The 16,882-nt window shown below is 67.1% G+C and carries 22 protein-coding genes; 9 read left to right on the top strand and 13 right to left on the bottom strand.

What is annotated here, in order from left to right; all coding sequences use genetic code 11:
- Positions 1-25: 25 nt before the first annotated feature.
- Together E1261_RS08925 and E1261_RS08920 are read right to left on the bottom strand one after the other, a co-directional pair.
- Entirely contained in the window at positions 26-1,039 is a 1,014-nt protein-coding gene (locus tag E1261_RS08925) for a LacI family DNA-binding transcriptional regulator (protein ID WP_132404672.1), read from the bottom strand.
- A 59-nt stretch (positions 1,040-1,098) separates the two neighbouring features.
- Positions 1,099-2,202, bottom strand: coding sequence for a cation diffusion facilitator family transporter (locus tag E1261_RS08920; RefSeq protein ID WP_132404670.1), 1,104 nt, complete (start codon positions 2,200-2,202; stop codon positions 1,099-1,101).
- Positions 2,203-2,289: 87 nt separating this feature from the next.
- On the opposite strand from E1261_RS08920, the gene E1261_RS08915 reads away from it, so the two are divergent.
- A complete protein-coding gene (locus E1261_RS08915) occupies positions 2,290-2,628 on the top strand; it encodes an ArsR/SmtB family transcription factor (protein ID WP_132404668.1) in 339 nt (112 codons plus the stop codon).
- Positions 2,629-2,647: 19 nt separating this feature from the next.
- On the opposite strand, the gene E1261_RS08910 is transcribed toward E1261_RS08915, so the two are convergent.
- Both E1261_RS08910 and E1261_RS08905 read right to left on the bottom strand, forming a co-directional pair.
- Complete coding sequence (locus tag E1261_RS08910) at positions 2,648-3,175, bottom strand: Fur family transcriptional regulator (protein WP_238176086.1); 528 nt, start codon at positions 3,173-3,175, stop codon at positions 2,648-2,650.
- Between the two features lie 122 nt (positions 3,176-3,297).
- Entirely contained in the window at positions 3,298-4,638 is a 1,341-nt protein-coding gene (locus tag E1261_RS08905) for an FAD-dependent oxidoreductase (RefSeq protein ID WP_132404666.1), read from the bottom strand.
- A 94-nt stretch (positions 4,639-4,732) separates the two neighbouring features.
- On the opposite strand from E1261_RS08905, the gene E1261_RS08900 reads away from it, so the two are divergent.
- The 3 genes from E1261_RS08900 to E1261_RS08890 are packed head-to-tail and all read left to right on the top strand — an operon-like array spanning position 4,733 to position 6,605.
- On the top strand, positions 4,733-5,092 hold the full coding sequence (locus E1261_RS08900; protein WP_132404664.1) for an ArsR/SmtB family transcription factor: 360 nt from the start codon (positions 4,733-4,735) through the stop codon (positions 5,090-5,092).
- Positions 5,089-6,165, top strand: a complete 1,077-nt coding sequence (gene arsB, locus E1261_RS08895) for an ACR3 family arsenite efflux transporter (RefSeq protein ID WP_132404662.1) — start codon at positions 5,089-5,091, stop codon at positions 6,163-6,165. The genes E1261_RS08900 and arsB overlap by 4 nt, the downstream gene beginning before the upstream one ends.
- Positions 6,166-6,185: 20 nt before the next feature.
- On the top strand, positions 6,186-6,605 hold the full coding sequence (locus tag E1261_RS08890; RefSeq protein ID WP_132404660.1) for an arsenate reductase ArsC: 420 nt from the start codon (positions 6,186-6,188) through the stop codon (positions 6,603-6,605).
- Positions 6,606-6,628: 23 nt separating this feature from the next.
- On the opposite strand, the gene E1261_RS08885 is transcribed toward E1261_RS08890, so the two are convergent.
- A complete protein-coding gene (locus tag E1261_RS08885) occupies positions 6,629-7,111 on the bottom strand; it encodes an NlpC/P60 family protein (protein WP_132404658.1) in 483 nt (160 codons plus the stop codon).
- Between the two features lie 138 nt (positions 7,112-7,249).
- Positions 7,250-7,534 carry a hypothetical protein gene (locus tag E1261_RS08880; protein ID WP_132404656.1) on the bottom strand — a complete coding sequence of 95 codons (285 nt, stop codon included), beginning with the start codon at positions 7,532-7,534 and terminating at the stop codon, positions 7,250-7,252.
- 302 nt (positions 7,535-7,836) lie between these two features.
- On the opposite strand from E1261_RS08880, the gene E1261_RS45880 reads away from it, so the two are divergent.
- Positions 7,837-9,252 (top strand): M4 family metallopeptidase, encoded by a 1,416-nt coding sequence (locus E1261_RS45880; RefSeq protein WP_132404654.1) that lies wholly within the window; start codon positions 7,837-7,839, stop codon positions 9,250-9,252.
- The gene (locus E1261_RS45875) at positions 9,249-10,046 is read left to right on the top strand and encodes a M4 family metallopeptidase (protein WP_202874510.1); all 798 of its coding nucleotides are present in this window, start codon (positions 9,249-9,251) and stop codon (positions 10,044-10,046) included. Before E1261_RS45880 ends, E1261_RS45875 begins: the two co-directional genes overlap by 4 nt.
- Positions 10,047-10,093: 47 nt before the next feature.
- Here the strand turns inward: E1261_RS45875 and E1261_RS08865 are convergent, their stop codons facing one another.
- The 3 genes from E1261_RS08865 to E1261_RS08855 are packed head-to-tail and all read right to left on the bottom strand — an operon-like array spanning position 10,094 to position 12,181.
- Positions 10,094-11,068 (bottom strand): helix-turn-helix transcriptional regulator, encoded by a 975-nt coding sequence (locus E1261_RS08865; RefSeq protein WP_132404650.1) that lies wholly within the window; start codon positions 11,066-11,068, stop codon positions 10,094-10,096.
- 46 nt (positions 11,069-11,114) lie between these two features.
- Positions 11,115-11,849 (bottom strand): SRPBCC family protein, encoded by a 735-nt coding sequence (locus tag E1261_RS08860; RefSeq protein ID WP_132404648.1) that lies wholly within the window; start codon positions 11,847-11,849, stop codon positions 11,115-11,117.
- Complete coding sequence (locus E1261_RS08855) at positions 11,849-12,181, bottom strand: ArsR/SmtB family transcription factor (protein WP_132404646.1); 333 nt, start codon at positions 12,179-12,181, stop codon at positions 11,849-11,851. Before E1261_RS08855 ends, E1261_RS08860 begins: the two co-directional genes overlap by 1 nt.
- Before the next feature lie 152 nt (positions 12,182-12,333).
- Here E1261_RS08855 and E1261_RS08850 point away from each other — a divergent pair, with 152 nt between their 5' ends.
- A complete protein-coding gene (locus E1261_RS08850; RefSeq protein ID WP_132404644.1) occupies positions 12,334-12,570 on the top strand; it encodes a hypothetical protein in 237 nt (78 codons plus the stop codon).
- A 7-nt stretch (positions 12,571-12,577) separates the two neighbouring features.
- Here E1261_RS08850 and E1261_RS08845 read toward each other — a convergent pair whose 3' ends face one another.
- The 3 genes from E1261_RS08845 to E1261_RS08835 are packed head-to-tail and all read right to left on the bottom strand — an operon-like array spanning position 12,578 to position 15,368.
- Positions 12,578-13,378 carry an endonuclease/exonuclease/phosphatase family protein gene (locus E1261_RS08845; RefSeq protein ID WP_132404642.1) on the bottom strand — a complete coding sequence of 267 codons (801 nt, stop codon included), beginning with the start codon at positions 13,376-13,378 and terminating at the stop codon, positions 12,578-12,580.
- A complete protein-coding gene (locus E1261_RS08840) occupies positions 13,371-14,546 on the bottom strand; it encodes an MFS transporter (RefSeq protein WP_132404640.1) in 1,176 nt (391 codons plus the stop codon). Before E1261_RS08840 ends, E1261_RS08845 begins: the two co-directional genes overlap by 8 nt.
- A gap of 15 nt (positions 14,547-14,561) precedes the next feature.
- Complete coding sequence (locus E1261_RS08835) at positions 14,562-15,368, bottom strand: sigma-70 family RNA polymerase sigma factor (RefSeq protein WP_238176085.1); 807 nt, start codon at positions 15,366-15,368, stop codon at positions 14,562-14,564.
- A 190-nt stretch (positions 15,369-15,558) separates the two neighbouring features.
- Here E1261_RS08835 and E1261_RS08830 point away from each other — a divergent pair, with 190 nt between their 5' ends.
- Together E1261_RS08830 and E1261_RS08825 are read left to right on the top strand one after the other, a co-directional pair.
- Positions 15,559-16,116: a hemerythrin domain-containing protein gene (locus E1261_RS08830; protein WP_132404636.1), complete on the top strand. Its 558-nt coding sequence runs from the start codon at positions 15,559-15,561 to the stop codon at positions 16,114-16,116.
- Positions 16,116-16,340 carry a DUF7218 family protein gene (locus E1261_RS08825; protein WP_132404634.1) on the top strand — a complete coding sequence of 75 codons (225 nt, stop codon included), beginning with the start codon at positions 16,116-16,118 and terminating at the stop codon, positions 16,338-16,340. Before E1261_RS08830 ends, E1261_RS08825 begins: the two co-directional genes overlap by 1 nt.
- A gap of 54 nt (positions 16,341-16,394) precedes the next feature.
- Here the strand turns inward: E1261_RS08825 and E1261_RS08820 are convergent, their stop codons facing one another.
- Positions 16,395-16,847: an SRPBCC family protein gene (locus E1261_RS08820; protein ID WP_132404632.1), complete on the bottom strand. Its 453-nt coding sequence runs from the start codon at positions 16,845-16,847 to the stop codon at positions 16,395-16,397.
- Between the last annotated feature and the right edge of the window lie 35 nt (positions 16,848-16,882).

The raw sequence follows: 16,882 nt of genomic DNA, 5'->3' as shown, positions 1-16,882 counted from the left end.
GCGTGGGCTCGCGGCAGATCGGCGCTCAGCCGGCGTACGGTGCTGTCGATCCTCGATCGATCAGTTTCGGCGCCGGCCGCGTCACCTGAGCCGACTGGACGCGGCGGCCGTCGATCATCCGGCGCAGCGTCGTATAGGCGCGCGTTCCGGCTTGCTGCACAGGCATCCGGACCGTGCTCGGTGCCGGCCGCATGGCGTCGGCGATGGGCAGATCCTGGTACACGACGATCGACAGATCGGCGGGAATCCGCAAGCCGAGGTCCAGCACGGCCGCGATCGCTCCCGGTGCCGCGATGATGTTGTCGATGATCAGCGCGGACGGCGGCCGGGCCGAACCCAGGAGCTCGCGCGTCGCGGCCGCCAGGTCCGGCGGCTCGTAGCCGACCTGCTTGATCAGCGACCGGTCGTAGCGCACCCCCGCTGCCCGCAACGCCGAGCGGTAGCCGTCGACCCGGGCGCAACTGGCGATCGGGAGGACGGGGCCGCCGACCAGTGCGATGCGGCGGTGCCCGAGCCCCAGCAGGTGCGTCGTGGCCAGACCGATCCCGGCCGCGTCGTCGATCCACACCGACACGGAGTCGTCCGGTCGCGGGTTCTGCAGGATGACGTACGGGATCGACCGCTTGGTGAGTTCCTCTGCGGTCTCGTTCCCCCACTCGGTGGACCGCAACAACACCCCGTCGACCATGCCCGTGCCGACGATCCGGCTCATCAGGTGGCTGCCGGGCCTGATCCACAGTGCGTCGGCCAGCAACAGCACGTCACCGTGTTCCTCGGCGGCCGCATGCATGCCACGAATCGCCAGCTCGAAGACCGGGTTCGCGATCTTCGGCACCACCGCCGCGATCACTCCCGATCGGGACAGACTCAGCGACTTCGCGGCGTGGTTGACGCGATAACCCGTGTCCTGGATCGCCTGCTCGACGCGCAGCCGGGTCGCCTCGCTCATCCGGACGTTGCCGCGCGCCCCGGAGACCACCGCGGAAACCACAGCCGTGGATACCCCGGCCCGCTGCGCAACGTCCTTGATCGTGGTCACGCCGCCAGCCTAACGAAGTCCGACCCAGCCGGCCCCGACCGCGAGGTTTCGTCGCGGGCTTATGAAGTGCCGACGCGGTGGTGGTCGAGGGTTTGGTGTTGTTCGTCGCCGGCTGGTCCTGCTGGGCTGAGGTGGACGGTGGCTGCGACGAGGCGTGGTACGTCATGCAGGAGCGCATGCTCGGCGTCGACTGCGATGCCGTGGGCTGTCACGATGTCGAGGGCCGGGTCGACGGTGACACTGGTTTCGGCGCGGAGGCGGTGGCCGGTCCAGCGCAGTTGCAGGCTGGTGATGTCTTGTACGCCGGTTGTGCCGCGCAATGAGCGTTCGGCCGCGTCGACGAGTTCGGGTTCGACCGCGTCCATCAGGCGGCGGTAGATATCGGTGGCGGCACCCTTCAGCACGACGAGGATCGCGACGGTGATCGCGAGGCCGATGATCGGGTCGGCCAGTGGGAACCCGGCCAGTACGCCGAGTGCGGCGACGACGACGGCCAGGGAGGTGAACCCGTCGGTGCGGGCGTGCAGGCCGTCGGCGACCAGCGCGGCGGAACCGATCTTGCGGCCGACCCGGATCCGGTACACGGCCACCAACTCATTGCCTGCAAAGCCGATCAGGCCGGCCGCGAGGACGACGTACGGCTTGGAAACCGGTTGTGGATCGATCAGGCGGTGGATGGATTCGTAGCCTGCGACGACCGCCGACAGAGCGATCATCGCGACGATGAAGACACCGGCGAGGTCCTCGGCGCGGCCGAAGCCGTAGGTGTAGCGGCGGGTCGCCGCGCGGCGACTGAGGACGAAGGCGACCCACAGCGGTACGGCGGTGAGTGCGTCGGAGAAGTTGTGGATGGTGTCGGCGAGGAGTGCGGCCGAGTCGGTCAGCAGTACGACGACCAGCTGGGCGACCGCGGTGAGGCCGAGACCGATCAGGCTGATCTTCAGCGCGCGGATGCCCTCGGTGCTCGCTTCCAGCGCGGAGTCGATCGAATCGGCCGCGTCATGGCTGTGCGGCCGGAAGATCGACAGCAGGAAGCCTTTGATCCCACCCGCGTGGTCGTGACCGTGCCCATGTCCGTGACCGTGGCCATGGCCGTGGGTTGGCTCGGATGAGGGGACGGGCGGGTTATCGTCGGTGCCCTGATCGGAAGGGGAAGGCGTCATGGGTTCCTCGCGCTCGTCGCGTTGCGTTGCCGCACAGCTGCATTCGACGTTACCATGTCATATGCGCAGATGCGCATGGATGCAGTCATGAAGTCGGACGAAGAACTCGCGGCGCCCAGCGACGACCAGGTGACGGTGGCCGTGGAGACGTTCCGACTGCTCGCGGACGGAACGCGCCTGCGGCTACTGTGGGCGTTGGCCGACGGTGCGGAGATGGATGTGAGCACCTTGGCCGAGCGAGTCGGGATGGCACAGCCGGCGACATCGCAGCACCTTGCGCGACTGCGCCTGTCAGGTGCGGTCGAGGTACGCCGAGATGGCCGTCGATCCCTGTACTCGATCCGTGGCGTGCACCTGCGCCGCGTCATCGCCGAAGCGCTGTTCCACGCCGATCACACCGTCACCGGCGAGCCACCCCACAACTGACGCCGGCCGGACGGTTCCTTCAGTCCCGAGAGGTGCGGCGATCGCTGGGGACGTGGGATACCTGTCGGCACGGCGGCTCTCCTTCAGTGGCAGTGGGCAAGCAACCGGCACACACGCCGGCAAGTTCCAGCGTGTGCTCGACGCCGGTGAACCCCGAGTCCGCGGCCAGCCGCTCCGCCCAGCGCTCGACGTCCTCGGAGTCGACCGGAACACTGAGACCACAGCAGCGGCAGATCAGGTAATGGTGATGCCCGGCCGCCGGGCGCGGCCGGTAGTACCGCCCACCGGCCTCGTCCCGTACGACGTCAACCAACTCGGCCCGCTCGAGGCCGTGCAGCGCGCGATACACCGTCGTCAGGCCGATCGGCACACCGGCAGAACCCAGCAGGGCATGCAGTTCCCGCGCCGACACGAAGTCCCGGCAGTCCGCCAGCGCCTCGAGAATCGCGGCCCGCTGCCGCGTTCGCCGCGGGCCGATCTCAGCAGCACGGAACCGGCCGGCACCATCCGTCCCCGCGTCGCTCACCACATCTCCCGGTCGGCTCACGTTTCCACCCAGGCTAAATGAACATGGTTTCCATGTCTATCTTGCCTCGCCGCAATGGGGCAGTTGAGGGGTGCTCAAGGTGCACTGCGTGGGGCGGGGGCCACAGGCAACGTGGAGCCCCGTCAGTTGCAGCAGCCTGCGGTGGCGGAGGAGGGCTCGGCGTCGATCACGGTGAGCAGGCCGCCGGCGATGCCGGTGGCGAGACCACGTCCGGCCGGCGCGAGGTTCGACGAGCACACGCCGGTCTCCGGCAGGTCGAGCTGTACGTCGCGGGCCGCGTCCCAGTCACCTGCCAGGCCGGCGACCACGGAACGGGCCTGCTCGAAACCGGTGGCCAGCAGGAAGGTCGGCGCGCGGCCGTAGGACTTCGCGCCCACGGCGTAGTAGCCCGGCTCGGGGTGCGCGAGCTCGTCGACGCCGTGCGGCGGGACTGTGCCACAGGAGTGCTGGTTGGGGTCGATCAGCGGGGCCAGCGCGCGCGTCGAGCCGAGGATCGGGTCGAGGTCGAGGCGCAGTTCGCCGACCATGTTGTGGTCGGGGCGGAACCCGGTCGAGTTCACGACCGTGTCGGCGACGACGCGCCGTTCACCGGAAGCCAGTTCGATGCGGCCGTCGCTGGTTTGGTCGACTGCTTCGATCCGGAAGCTACTGACGAGCTCGACCCGGCCGGTCCGGACGAGGTTCTGCAGGCGGGACCCGAGTGCGCCACGAGCGGGCAGTTCGTCGGCATCGCCGCCGCCGTAGGTGCGGGCCTGATCAGCGCCGCGCACCACCCAGACGACCTCGGTGCCCGGAACCTGCTCGGCCAGATCACCGAGGTCCAGCAACGTGGTTGCGGCCGAGTGGCCGGCGCCGACGACCGCCGTACGGCGTCCTGCGAAGCGGTCACGATCGCGGCCCAGAACGTCGGGCAGCGCCCGGGAGATGTTGGCTGCCGCGACCGCCTCACCGCGGGCCGAGATGCCGGAGCCGCCGAGTACGTTCGGGCGCCGCCAGGTGCCGGCCGCGTCGATCACGGCCGAGGCGAGCAACTCGGATCCGTCGGACAGGCGGACGAGGAAGGGCGCGTCTTCGCGACCGGCGGTGCGGATCCGGTCGAACCCGACTCGGGTCACTGCCTCCACAGGCGAGTTGTAGCGGATCTTGTCGCTCAGCTGCGGGGTCTTGGCCAGGGGCGCGAGGTAGGCGTCGATCAGGTCGCCGCCGGTGGGCAGGATGTCGGGGTCTGGCGAAGTCCAGCCGCCAGCCTGCTCCAGCAGTCTGCGCGCAGCGGTGTCGATGTCGTAGCGCCACGGGCTGAACAGCTTCACGTGGCGCCATTCGTCGATCGCGGCGGCGACGCTCGGACCGGACTCGAGGACGACGAAGTCGAGGCCGCGTTCGGCCAGGTGGGCGGCAGCGGCCAGGCCGATCGGGCCCGCACCGATGACCACGACCGGCAGGTCGGAAGCTGTGACGCTCATGATGTCTCTCCAAGCTGTACGGCACTAAGTTGATGTTCATCTAAACAGCGATCCCCACCTTGCATCTTGCTTAGACAGAAGTCAAGATAGACATATGTCGAAACAAGACGTCTCCATCAGCCGCAGCGGTGGCTGCTGCACGCCGATCTCGGTCGCGGCCCTCGACGAGGCCACGGCGTCCGAGGGCGCGGCGGTCTTCAAGGCATTGTCGGACCCGATCCGGCTGCGCCTGATGTCGATCATCGCCTCGGCCGGTGCGGAGGTCTGCGTCTGCGACATCACCCCACACTTCACCGTGTCGGGCCCCACGATCTCCCACCACCTACGCGTGCTCCGCGAGGCCGGACTGGTCGACTGCGAGCGCCGCGGCACCTGGGTCTACTACTGGCCGCTGCCGGACCGGCAGCAGTGGATCTCCACCCTGCTGTCCGTGCCTGAGCCGGCTAGCGCGTGACCGACACCGCCGTACCGACCACACCAGCGGTTGTTGCGAAGCTGTCGTTTCTTGACCGGTACCTCGCGGTCTGGATCATCGCCGCCATGGCGCTCGGGCTGCTCCTCGGCCGGATCATCCCTGGCCTGGACGACGCGCTCGACGCGGTCAAGGTCGGCTCAGTGAGTCTGCCGATCGCGATCGGACTGCTGCTGATGATGTACCCGGTGCTGGCGAAGGTCCGCTACACCGAAACCAGTCGTGTCACCGGCGACCGGAAACTCCTGATCGCATCGTTGGTGCTGAACTGGGTGCTCGGCCCGGCGTTGATGTTCGCGCTCGCGTGGCTGTTGCTGCCTGATCTTCCGGAGTACCGCACCGGCCTGATCATCGTGGGGCTGGCGAGATGCATTGCCATGGTGCTGATCTGGAACGACCTGTCCTGTGGTGACCGCGAAGCGGCCGCCGTACTGGTCGCGATCAACTCGGTCTTCCAGATCATCGCCTTCGCCGGACTCGGCTGGTTCTACCTGCAGACCCTGCCCGGCTGGCTGGGACTGGAGACCACCAGCGCGGAGTTCTCGATCGGCGCCATCGCCTTGAGCGTCCTGGTGTTCCTCGGAATTCCGCTGCTGGCCGGCTACCTGACCCGGACGATCGGCGAGAAGACACGCGGCCGCGACTGGTACGAATCACGGTTCCTGCCCAAGATCGGGCCGGTCGCCTTGTACGGGCTGCTGTTCACGATCGTGATGTTGTTCGCACTGCAAGGCGATGCGATCACCAGCGCGCCACTCGACGTCGTACGGATCGCGTTGCCGCTGCTGGCGTACTTCGTGATCATGTTCGGCGGATCCTTTGCCCTCGGCCACCAACTCGGCCTCGGCTACGCGAAGACCGCGACCCTCGCGTTCACTGCCGCGGGCAACAACTTCGAGCTCGCTATTGCCGTTGCCATCGGCACCTTTGGCGTCACGTCCGGCCAAGCCCTCGCAGGCGTCGTCGGTCCGCTGATCGAGGTTCCCGTCCTGGTCGCGCTGGTCTACGTGTCACTGTGGGCCAGGCGCCGCTTCTATCCCGACACCGTCAGCTGAGCCACCAAGGAGTACTCGTCATGTCCGAGACCACACCCGAGGTCTTGTTCGTCTGCATCCACAATGCCGGCCGTTCTCAGATGGCCGCAGCACTCCTCGACCACCACGCCGCCGGGCGCGTCGTCGTACGGTCGGCCGGCTCCCAGCCCGCCGACCAGCTCAACCCGGCGGTCGTCGAAGCTATGGCAGAGCTGGGCCTCGACATCTCCAAGGAGTTCCCCAAGCCACTGACCGATGACGCGGTCAAAGCCTCCGACGTCGTCATCACCATGGGCTGCGGTGACGAATGCCCCTACTTCCCCGGCAAGCGCTACCTCGACTGGAAACTCGAAGACCCCGCCGGCCAGGGCATCGACGCCGTCCGTCCCATTCGGGACGACATCGACACCCGGGTCCAAGCACTCCTCGCCGAACTCCTTACACCAACCGAGGCCAACTGACGGGCGGTTGCACTGGGCAACCGTTAGAAGTTCGGTTGCGCCCAGCCGAGGTAGCTGGAGAAGTACGGCAGCCTCGCCTTGCCGATCCTGCCGTTGACACTCGTGGCCCAGAAGTTGCCGTCACCAGTGGCAATTCCGACGTGTCCGTAGGCGCTGATGTTCCAGAACACGAGCGCACCCTTCGGCGGGTTCAGGTCACCCCGGTGCGCTGCGCCCCGCCGTACGGCGTCGTTCCAGTTGGCGATCGCCGACGCATAGATGCCGGTTCTGCCGTACGCGTTCTCGACGGCCTTCTCGCAGTATCCCTGGTACGACGTGGAGCCGTTGCGGGCCCTGAACCAGGCGATCGCATCGTCGGCCCGCGACTGGGGACCGAACGAGGTACTGGTGATCGGAGCCGGCGCGGGGGTTGCCGTGGCGGTGGCGGGAACAGTGCTGACCAGCCCGCCGAGGACGGCGGCGGTCGCGGTCAGGCGTGCGAGAGACCGGACAAAGGAAGACCTCATGATGGTTGCCTTTCACTCTCAACTGCGATGATGGCGGCTTGTTGCAAGGCAATCAGAGCGTGACCGCGTTGTCGCAGTGGGCAACGTCAGATATTCACGAGTTCTTGATACTTCATGTAGGCAAATTACCTAGGCGGCTCAGGTCGTGGCCTTGACCGCCAAGATGTCCACGCTGATGTTGCGAACTCCGGACCGGGTCTGGTTCTCGACGTTGCCACGAACGCTGTCTGCGAAGGCCGCGGCCGCATCGCGGTCGTCGAAGACGATGAACGTGTGCGAACGCGCCGGGTCCTCGTAGTCGCTCCAATAGCCCTTCACCATGCCGGGCAGCTGGCTGACGCCCGCAACAATCCCCTCCAACGCGGACTGCTGCGCCTCACGCTGCGCCGAGTCCATCTCCCATACACCGACGACCGCGTACATAGCTGCTCCCTCACCCCGTGCCGAGATTCCCCTGTCAGCTCAGTGTGGAGGACAGTGTCGCAGCTGTCAGCTCTTGCCTCGGGCAAGCACACCGGCCGTGACCTGTGGGCTCATGCTGTGATCCGACAGCTACTCACAGTGTGCCTTTGGCAACGATCTTGATGTCGTAAATCGGCGGTGCCGATCTCGGCCACATCGACGCCTTCCGCTGGTTGGGGGGCGTGCTCAAACTCGGAGCACCCCAAGCGCCTGTCCGGCGCGTCCCAGGTCGGCTGATCGTCGACCCCGCCAAAGGAGCAGTTGTGAATCGTCCCCGAACCAGGTTGGCCGCCACCGGCGGTCTCCTCGCTGCTGTGCTGGTGGTGTCGCCCGCCTTCGCTGGTGGCGCCGACCAGGCACCCCCTGGCGCCGTTGCCCACGAGTCGAAGTCCTTGGCTGCCAACGAGCAGACGAACGCCCCGGCGAGCGCTTCCGCGCTGGGCCTGGCATCGGGCGAGAAGCTGACCGTCAAAGCGGTCATCGAGGATGCCAGTGGCGCCAGGCACGTGCGTTACGAGCGCACGCTCGACGGGCTACGGGTCATCGGTGGTGACTTCGTTGCCCACAAGGACGCGAAGGGCTCGGTCAAGGCAGTCACGTACAACTACGGCCGCAAGAACATCTCCCCTGCTTCGCGGACCGCCAAGATCTCCAAGGCAGCAGCCCAGGCCAAGGGACTCGCCACCGCACAGGGCGCCAAAGAGGAGAAGACCGCCGGCAACGAACTCGTCGTTCTCGTCACCGACCAGGGTCCGAAACTGGCATACGACGTACTGACGACCGGTATTCGCGCCAACCAGGTGCCGACCCGCCTGCACACGTACGTCGACGCCGCCACGGGCGCCGTACTGCTGACCGACGACGAGATCAAGACCGGCACCGGCGACGGCATCTTCGTCGGCAACGTCACCATCAACACCACCGCCAAGTCGGGCGGCGGTTTCGAGATGAAGGACGCGGCGGGCAACACGGCCACCGACGTACACAACCAGGGCGACCCCAACACGGGTGAAGGCCCGGACGGCGACCTCTTCACCGACGCCGACGACAAGTGGGGCAGCGGTGCGCAGTCCGACCGTGCGTCCGCCGCGGTCGACGCGCTCTACGGCGCGCAGAAGACCTTCGAGTACTACAAGACGCAGCTCGGCCGGAACGGCATCTGGAACGACGGCCGCGGCGCCCGCTCGCGCGTTCACTTCGCCGACGCGATGGTCAACGCGTTCTGGGACGGCACGCAGATGTCGTACGGCGACGGCGCGAACAACGCTGCCCCGCTCACCGAGCTGGACGTCGCCGCGCACGAGATGAGCCACGGTGTCACCGAGAACACCGCAGGACTCGTGTACAGCGGTGAGGCCGGCGGCCTGAACGAGGCGACGTCCGACATCTTCGGTACGGCGGTCGAGTTCTACGTGAACAACGCCAACGACGTACCGGACTACTTCATCGGGGAAGAGATCAACATCCGTGGCGATGGTTCGCCGCTGCGCTACATGGACAAGCCGAGCAAGGACGGTGCGTCGAAGGACTGCTGGTCCTCGACGCTCGGCGGCCTCGACCCGCACTACTCCTCGGGCCCGCTCAACCACTGGTACTACATGCTCTCCGAGGGCTCGGGCGCCAAGACGATCAACGGAGTCAGCTACAACTCCCCCACCTGTTCCGGCGCCGCGGCGTGACCGGCATCGGTCGCGCGAAGGCGGAGAAGATCTGGTACCGCACGCTGGCGACCTACCTCACGTCGTCGAGCAAGTACGCCAACGCCCGCACCGGCGCGGTCAAGTCCGCCAAGGACCTGTACGGCGCGGGCTCGGCGGAATGCCAAGCGGTCGAGAAGGCCTTCACGGCCATCGCCGTCGCTGCGACGACCGAGACCTGTGGCACCGGCAACCCCGACCCCGGTACGCCGACGGTCACCAACCCGGGCGCGCAGACGAGCACGGCCGGGACCGCGGACACGCTGCAGCTCGCAGCGACGGGCGGTACGACGCCGTACTCGTGGTCGGCGACAGGTCTCCCGGCAGGTCTCACGGTCAACGCCTCGACCGGTCTCATCTCCGGCACCCCGACCACCGCAGCCACCTCCTCGGTGACGGCGAAGGTCACTGACGCCGCGGGTAAGACGGCCAGCGTGTCCTTCTCGTGGGTCGTGTCCGGCGCTGGCGGTGGCGGGGCCTGCACCGGCGAGCTCAAGTACAGCGGCACCCTCACCGCGGGCGGCAGCAAGACCTTCGCCGCCTTCAGCGACAGCGACGCGGGCCAGCTCAAGGTCTGCCTCGACGGGCCGACCGGTAGCGACTTCGACGTCTACCTGCAGCAGCAGCTGTTCGGCTACTACTGGGTGACCGTTGCCCAGGGCATCACTCCGAACCCGGACGAGTCTTTCACCTACAACAACACGGCGGGCACCTACCGCCTCGTGGTGAAGGCCGACTCCGGATCCGGCGCATTCACGGCCTCTGTATCTGAGTAACCCTGCACGGACGGCTCCGGCGATGCGCGCCGGAGCCGTTCTACAGCTCAGATCCAGTCTCGACGGCTCGCCTGGATCGCCAACTGGAATCGGCTGTGGGCGCCGAGGACCTCTTCGAGACGAGCGATCCGCCGGCCAACCGTGCGAGCACTCACCCCCAGGTCGCGGGCGATCGCCTCATCGGTGAGACCGGCGGCAAGGTAGGACAGCAACTGCTGCTCCTCCGGATCCGGACCGTCCAGCGCGTCAACCGCCCGAGACTCCGCCGACAAGGGCACGCCCATCTGCCAGAAAACGTCGAAGAGGCCGACCAAGCAGTCGAGCAGGCCGGATTCGTGGACGACGATGACCGAACGCCGTGCCCCTCGCTGACCCGGTACGGCGATCAGCGCCCGCCGGTCATCGAACAGCATCAGGTTGAGCGGCACCTGAGCGAAGACGCGCGCCTGCTCGCCGGCCGCGATGCACTGATGGACGGCGGCAAGTCCTTCGAAGTCCTCGAGAAGAGAGACGCCGTACAAACCGCGGGCCCGCACGCCGCGCTCCAAAGCGTCGAAGAATCCGTCCGCCACCTGCGGCCGCGGGATCTTCATGCCAGGCTGCATCTTCCGCGGCGACACCGGGCCGATGCACAAGCCATCGACGGTCGAGGTCGTGTCATCCATCAGCTTGGCGTGGACGGCCTGGATCCGCGCCTCGTCGGCAATGACCTCCACGAAGTTCAGCCGGTCGCCGGCCTCGTTCCAGATGTCGGCGAACACCGAGGCGATCCGGCGAGTGGCGTCCGCAGCCCGGGCATGCTCGGCTGCCACGTGCTCCAACGGAATCCGGGGAGCGGCTGCTTCGATCATCCCCTCACTCACGTCGAGCAGACCGATGGCGGCAAGCACCTCGACCTCGCGTGCAGCCGTGGCGCGGTCGATACCAGCGCGTTCGGCCAGATCCTCCAGGCTCGTCCGCCCGCTCACGACGGCAGCACGGTAGAGCGGCTCCGCGGCGTCAGAGAGGATGGACAGTCCCATTTGCACGTCCTACCACCTCCTGCGCCCCTGCGCGAGGGTTTGTCGTTCAGTTGAGCTTCGCAGGCGGGGTTTTCAGCAGGTCGGCGGCGAGTTTGTCGAGGCGTTCACGCCACTCCACCAGCGCCTTATCCGGGGTCGCCAGGCCGGTCTGCGTGACGATCAGGCGGGCACCGTGGCCGGTGCCGGTGGTCAGCTCCCAGCGGGCGTCGTCGTACGCCGCAAGTAGGGGTCGTACCGTCTCGGCGGGGCGGGTGAGTTGGCGTTCGAAGCGGACCGTCCAGCCGTCTGACGTCTCTTCGGCTGTGCCCTGGTCGAGGCCGAGCTGTTCGAGATAATGGTCGTGCAGTACGCCGGTGTCCGGCTCGATGTCGATCGGTTTGCCGAGGAGGCGGAGGCCCAGGGCTTCCAGGCAGAGCGTCCAGCCCGATGCGAAGCTCGCCGCACCGAAGTGATCGTCGAAGGTGTGACTGAGGACGAGCAGACAGCCGTCCTCGGCGGGCAGCAGCTCCCACCGCAGCACCTCGCCGCTCCAGGTGATCGCGAACACCCGCGGCGGATCGAACTCGAGCACCTCCCCGTCACCGCCCGGCTCACCGTCCATCACGTACTCGACGCGACTACCGATCCGCGGCTCCAACTGCACGGTCGCGGGGAACCAGTGGACCAGCTCAGCGGGGTCGGTCAGCGCGCGCCATACCTTCTCGGCCGGGTGCCGCAGCTGCCGCTCCATCCGCAGTACCGAGCGGCCCTCGATCGTCCGCAAGGTTTCGTTCGCCATCATCAGCCTTCCGTTCGGGGCCGGACCTCGTCCGGCATCGTGTCCAGGTGGTCCTCGAGGTCGTCCAGAGCGCGGTCCCACAGGATCCGGTACGGATGCAGCCAGGCGTCCAGCTCGCGCAACGGCTCCAGCCGGAGCTCGTACCACCGCCGCTGCGCGTCCTGCCGCACACCGACAAGCCCCGCCTCGCGCAGCACGCGCAGATGCTTCGACACACCCGGCTGGCTGAGCCCGAGCTCGTCGGTCAGCTCACCGACCAACCGAGGCCGCTGCCGCAGCAAGTCGAGAATCTGCCGCCGCCTCGGCTCGGCCAGGACCTCAAAGGGAGCACTCACGAAACCCAACATATCCAGGCAGCTATATAACCGCAAGAGCATGTACGACGCCTGTCGATCGGCCAGCTTCACCGCGATCACGGTGGGTACCGGTCGATCTACAAGGCGTAACGAGGTTGCGCAGGGCAAGAATCGGGTGGAAGGGCGGAGTGATGAGAACGAGCAGACGAATGATCGCGGTGGCGGCGATGGTCGTGGCGGTGGCTTGCGGCGGGGCCACCGCAGCACACGCGGCTGATCCGGTCGTCGAATCCCAAGGCGAGGTCGCCTGCGGCTACGAGTACGACGCGTGCTGGGCCCAGTGGTACGACTACGGCTTCGTCAAGAACTACATCGTCAGCGAGATCTACTACAAGGGCGGCGGCTACCACTTCTACTGGTGGAACTGACGTGCGGCTAGCGGTCGTGCCAGCGAAGGTCGCAGATGACCGCGCGATGGTCGGACGGATAGATGCCGTCGTACGAATCGCCTGCGATCTTCGCTGATTCCACGCCGACCAACTGATCCTCGTGGCCTGGCCGGTAGAAGATGTGGTCGATGCGTTGATCGACCAACTCTGGTCCTGCCTCGAGCGGGGCCGACGGGTGGCTGGACGGCAGGGTGATCGCATCCGCGGCGCCACCGCCGGCGGTCCAGGCCTCGATCAACACTTCACGCAACGGCCGCAGTACGGCGCTGTCCGCGGCAGCGTTGAGGTCGCCGATCGCGAGGGACGGGCAGGGTCCGTCGGTTGACGGGTCGGTCGCGAGGTCGGCGAGCAGGGTGGCTTGCGCCAATCGATCGTCGCTATAGGTGGTCGCGTGCTCCAAGCAGGCCACGAGAATCGGCATCCGGCCCGCCGGATGGTCCGCTGCAGCCTTCAGTACGACGGGATCCCAGGCGCGATGACGTGCCGGCATCGGGAGGCCGTCGTACTGCGTGATCGGCCAGCGACTGAGCAGCGCGACACCCAGCTCGACGTCGGATTGGTTCGAAGCCGGATACGAGGGCGCGGCAAACGCGGCGTGCAGGCCCAGGGCATCGGCCAGCTCGTCGGCCTGCGTTGTGCCCTGAGTGCCCCACACTTCCTGCAATCCGACGATGTCCGGCGTGAAGCGGCGGATCGTCTCGAGGATGCCCGGTTGCCGCTCGCACCACCGTGGTCCGAAGCGCCACCAGATGTTCCACGTCATCAGCCGGACCTGGTGATCAGTCATCACCTGTTCCTCTCGAAGTCGATTGGTTGGGGCGGACGAGGAGGGCGGCCAGGACGAGGGCTCCTGCGCTGAGGAAGGTTGGGCGGTAGCCCAGGTGCTCGATGGTGAGGCCGGACACGGTGGGGCCGACGAGGGTTCCGGCGGTGAGGGCCGTGGTGAAGAGGGCGACGCCGGCGGTGGGGTGCTCGGGGAAGATCTGGGCACTCCAGAGGCCTTGGGTCGCGACGACTGCGGCGTACGTCGCACCGAAGGCGGCCGCTGCGATCGCGGCGAGGATCGGGTGGCCGGTCAGCAGGGCGAAGGCGATGATGGCGAGGCCCAGACCCCCGGCCGTCGTCAGGTAGCTGCCCGGTAAGCCCAACCTGGCAACGAGAATTGCGTTGAACGAACCGAGCAAGCTCGCCGCTCCGGTCAGCGCATAGATGATGCGGGCAGCCGTGGTGCCCACCGATTCCGCGCGCAGAGCGTCGACGCTGAAGGCCCACCAGGCTGCGCTGCCGGCGCCGATGAGGACAGCGGAAACCACCAGGGCACCGGCTGTCGGTCGGCGAAACCACGGAGGCCCGGTACGGCGGGTTCTCTCGGCGTTCGTTGCCGGTCCAGCTCGCACGGTGGCCAGGGCGCCGGCGGCGAGCGCGAGAACCGCGAACAGCAGCCAGCCGATGCGCCAACTGCTGCCGGCGACGATGGCGACCGGCCCTGCGATCGCCACTCCCCACCCGGTTCCGGAGCTGATGATCGACCAGGAGTGCTTGCGCCGTTCCGCCGGAATCCGGGCCGCCACGATATCCGCGTACGGCGGCAACGCCAGCCCGGCCGCGGTTCCGGCAACAATCACTCCGAGCGCCAAGGACGCCGTACCGCGGGAGATCGCGACGAGGCACATCCCAACCGCCGCGAACAATGCTGCGGCGGCCACTGCCACCCGTGAACCGCGACGGCTCGTCAGCGGAACGACAGCCAGGTTGCCGACCAGATACGACACGCCCGCCGCCGACGAGATCACCCCGGCCGCACCGGTACTGACGCCGAGCTCGGCCCGCATGTCCGGCAGGAGCAGGCCGTAGCCATACCGTCCGAGGCCGAACGTCACCGCGATCATCGCCGTCCCCGGAAGGACGGCCGTCAGCACCGATTGGCGGTCCGGGTGGACCACGCTTTCACGCATGGTCCACCCCACCGATCAAGCTGCTACCGACATCGGGGAGAGACGTTCCCGAAGGTCGGTGAGGGTACGACGAAGCAGTCGTGAGACCTGCATCTGACTGACACCGATTTCGGCGCCGATGTCGGACTGCGTCCATCCTTCGATGAAGCGCAGCTCCAGGATCCGCCGCTCGCGCGGACCGAGGTCCTCCAGAATCGGCTGCAGCATGTCCACTGCCTCCAACTGGCTGACCGCGATGTCCTCCTCGTCGGGCACGACCTCGGCCAGGCTCAGCCCGTTGTCGTCGGCCGGCCGATCGAGCGAGAGGGTGTTGAAGCAGCCCTTGGCCGCCAGCGCCTGCTCGATCTCCTCAGCCTCGACCTCGAGATACTCGGCCAGCTCCTCGGTCGACGGCTCACGGCCCAGCTCCTGCTCGAGATCGGGCAGTTTGGCCGACACCAGCCCCTGCAATTCCTGCAGCCGCCGCGGGATCCGCACGGTCCACGCCGAGTCGCGGAAGTACCGCCGTACCTCACCTCTGATCGTCGGTACGGCGTAGCCGATGAACGGCGTCTCCGCATCCAGCCGGTAGTTCGTCGCGGCCTTCATCAGCCCGAGGAACGCCACCTGCTCCAGGTCCTCGAGCTCGACACCCCGGCCGCGGAACCGCCCCGCGATCCCCCGGGCGATCTCCAGATTCAGTTCCACGATCCGCTCGAGCAGAACCTGTTGCTCCACCGGATCCGACGTTCGAGCTCGCTGCTCGAACAGTTCCACCGTCGCCGCCTCCCGGGCGGCCCGATCCTTGGCCGACGAACACTGCGTCGGCACGGACTCACTCACAGAAACAGTCATTTTGACCTCGCGACAAAGACGTCACGGCGCGGCACACATCTGAACCGCGGTCAAATGGCGTTGTTCAACTACCCAGCCGCCCCGATCTCATGCGCGCCACGCCCGAGATTCGATCCAAATCCGGTGGTTTCGGCTGGGTACCGGAGCGGCGCCATCCCAACCACAGAAGGAGACAACGATGTCTGCAGACGTCGTGGACCTGATCATGCAGGACCACCGTGAAGTCGAGCGGCTGTTCGACGAACTCAAGGCGAGCCCGGAGAAACGCCCGAATCTCCTGCCGGTGCTGACGACGCTGCTGACCGCTCACAGCCGCGCCGAGGAGGCGGAGGTCTACCCGGTCGCCGCGGAGGAGGCTGGTGAGAAGGAAGAGGTTTCGCACAGCCAGCAGGAGCACATCGAGGCCGACCAACTGCTGGCCAAACTCGCCGCGACCGACCCGGCGTCGGCCCAGTTCGACACCGTGCTGCAGAACCTGATCGACGCGGTCACTCACCACGTCGAGGAGGAAGAGACCAAGGTCCTCCCCGGAATGCGGTCGAACCTGTCCGAGCAGCGCCGGGCGGAGCTCGGTGACGCATTCGTTGCCAGCCGCAAGGAACACCTCGGTGAACAGCCCGGCGACATGACCCGGGACCAGCTCGCCCAGCAGGCCGCCAACGCCGACATCTCCGGCACCTCGGGCCTGCCCAAGGACGAGCTGAAGAAAAAGGTCGAGAGCGAAGGAGAACGCTGATGCCGTCGAAGTCGGCGAACGTGAAGAACGAGAAGCAGTACGAAGCGCTCAAGGACAAGGGGATGTCGAAGGAGCGCGCGGCCAAGATCGCCAACGCGCCGAAGTCCAGCAAGCACGGCGGCGAGAAGAGCGGTTCCGGTGGCAACAGCAACCAGGGCGGAACCACGGCCCAGAAGAAGGAAGCCGGCCGCAAGGGCGGTAAGGCCGCGGCGAACAAATCCTGAGCACAGCAACGGATCCCCCACCTGAGCAGGTGGGGGATCCGTTGATTCAGGCAACTACCGCGGTACGTCGCCGCGCCAGGCGCCGGTCTCCCCGCCACGCTGCTCGATGAACTCCTTGAACCGTTGGAGATCACCCTTCACGCGCCCCTCGACGACCCCGAACTTGTCACCGACCTTCTCCAGGAAGCCGTCCGGATCGATGTCCATCTGCGCGGTCACCCGGCTGCTGGTGTCGGACAGTTTGTGGAAGGTCACGACGCCGGCATGCTGCGGACCCGAGTCCGACTTCCACGCCACCCGTTCGTCGCGATGCTGCTCGGTCACGGTCGCGTCGAACTCCCGCGTCGCGCCACCGACCTTCACCACCCAGTGGTTGTGCGTCGGGTCCAGCTGCCGGATCTCCTCTACGCCTTCCATGAACTGCGGGAACGACTCGAACTGCGTCCACTGGTTGTACGCCGTCGTCACCGGAACCGCGACGTCGATGGACTGCGTGATCGTGCTCATCGCATTACCTCCAAGGTCTCTCGCTCGCTCGATCA

This window comes from Kribbella albertanoniae (assembly GCF_004348455.1).
In the GTDB taxonomy this organism is placed as follows: Bacteria; Actinomycetota; Actinomycetes; order Propionibacteriales; family Kribbellaceae; genus Kribbella; species Kribbella albertanoniae.
This window is presented reverse-complemented; position numbering and strand designations above follow the sequence as displayed.

Excerpts from the sequence above, each read along its gene's own strand:
- E1261_RS08920 (WP_132404670.1), bottom strand. The coding sequence starts at position 2,202 with ATGACGCCTTCCCCTTCCGATCAGGGCACCGACGATAACCCGCCCGTC.
- E1261_RS08915 (WP_132404668.1), top strand. The coding sequence starts at position 2,290 with ATGAAGTCGGACGAAGAACTCGCGGCGCCCAGCGACGACCAGGTGACG.
- E1261_RS08905 (WP_132404666.1), bottom strand. The coding sequence starts at position 4,638 with ATGAGCGTCACAGCTTCCGACCTGCCGGTCGTGGTCATCGGTGCGGGC.
- E1261_RS08900 (WP_132404664.1), top strand. The coding sequence starts at position 4,733 with ATGTCGAAACAAGACGTCTCCATCAGCCGCAGCGGTGGCTGCTGCACG.
- E1261_RS08890 (WP_132404660.1), top strand. The coding sequence starts at position 6,186 with ATGTCCGAGACCACACCCGAGGTCTTGTTCGTCTGCATCCACAATGCC.
- E1261_RS08885 (WP_132404658.1), bottom strand. The coding sequence starts at position 7,111 with ATGAGGTCTTCCTTTGTCCGGTCTCTCGCACGCCTGACCGCGACCGCC.
- E1261_RS08880 (WP_132404656.1), bottom strand. The coding sequence starts at position 7,534 with ATGTACGCGGTCGTCGGTGTATGGGAGATGGACTCGGCGCAGCGTGAG.
- E1261_RS08865 (WP_132404650.1), bottom strand. The coding sequence starts at position 11,068 with ATGGGACTGTCCATCCTCTCTGACGCCGCGGAGCCGCTCTACCGTGCT.
- E1261_RS08860 (WP_132404648.1), bottom strand. The coding sequence starts at position 11,849 with ATGATGGCGAACGAAACCTTGCGGACGATCGAGGGCCGCTCGGTACTG.
- E1261_RS08850 (WP_132404644.1), top strand. The coding sequence starts at position 12,334 with ATGAGAACGAGCAGACGAATGATCGCGGTGGCGGCGATGGTCGTGGCG.
- E1261_RS08845 (WP_132404642.1), bottom strand. The coding sequence starts at position 13,378 with ATGACTGATCACCAGGTCCGGCTGATGACGTGGAACATCTGGTGGCGC.
- E1261_RS08840 (WP_132404640.1), bottom strand. The coding sequence starts at position 14,546 with ATGCGTGAAAGCGTGGTCCACCCGGACCGCCAATCGGTGCTGACGGCC.
- E1261_RS08830 (WP_132404636.1), top strand. The coding sequence starts at position 15,559 with ATGTCTGCAGACGTCGTGGACCTGATCATGCAGGACCACCGTGAAGTC.
- E1261_RS08825 (WP_132404634.1), top strand. The coding sequence starts at position 16,116 with ATGCCGTCGAAGTCGGCGAACGTGAAGAACGAGAAGCAGTACGAAGCG.
- E1261_RS08820 (WP_132404632.1), bottom strand. The coding sequence starts at position 16,847 with ATGAGCACGATCACGCAGTCCATCGACGTCGCGGTTCCGGTGACGACG.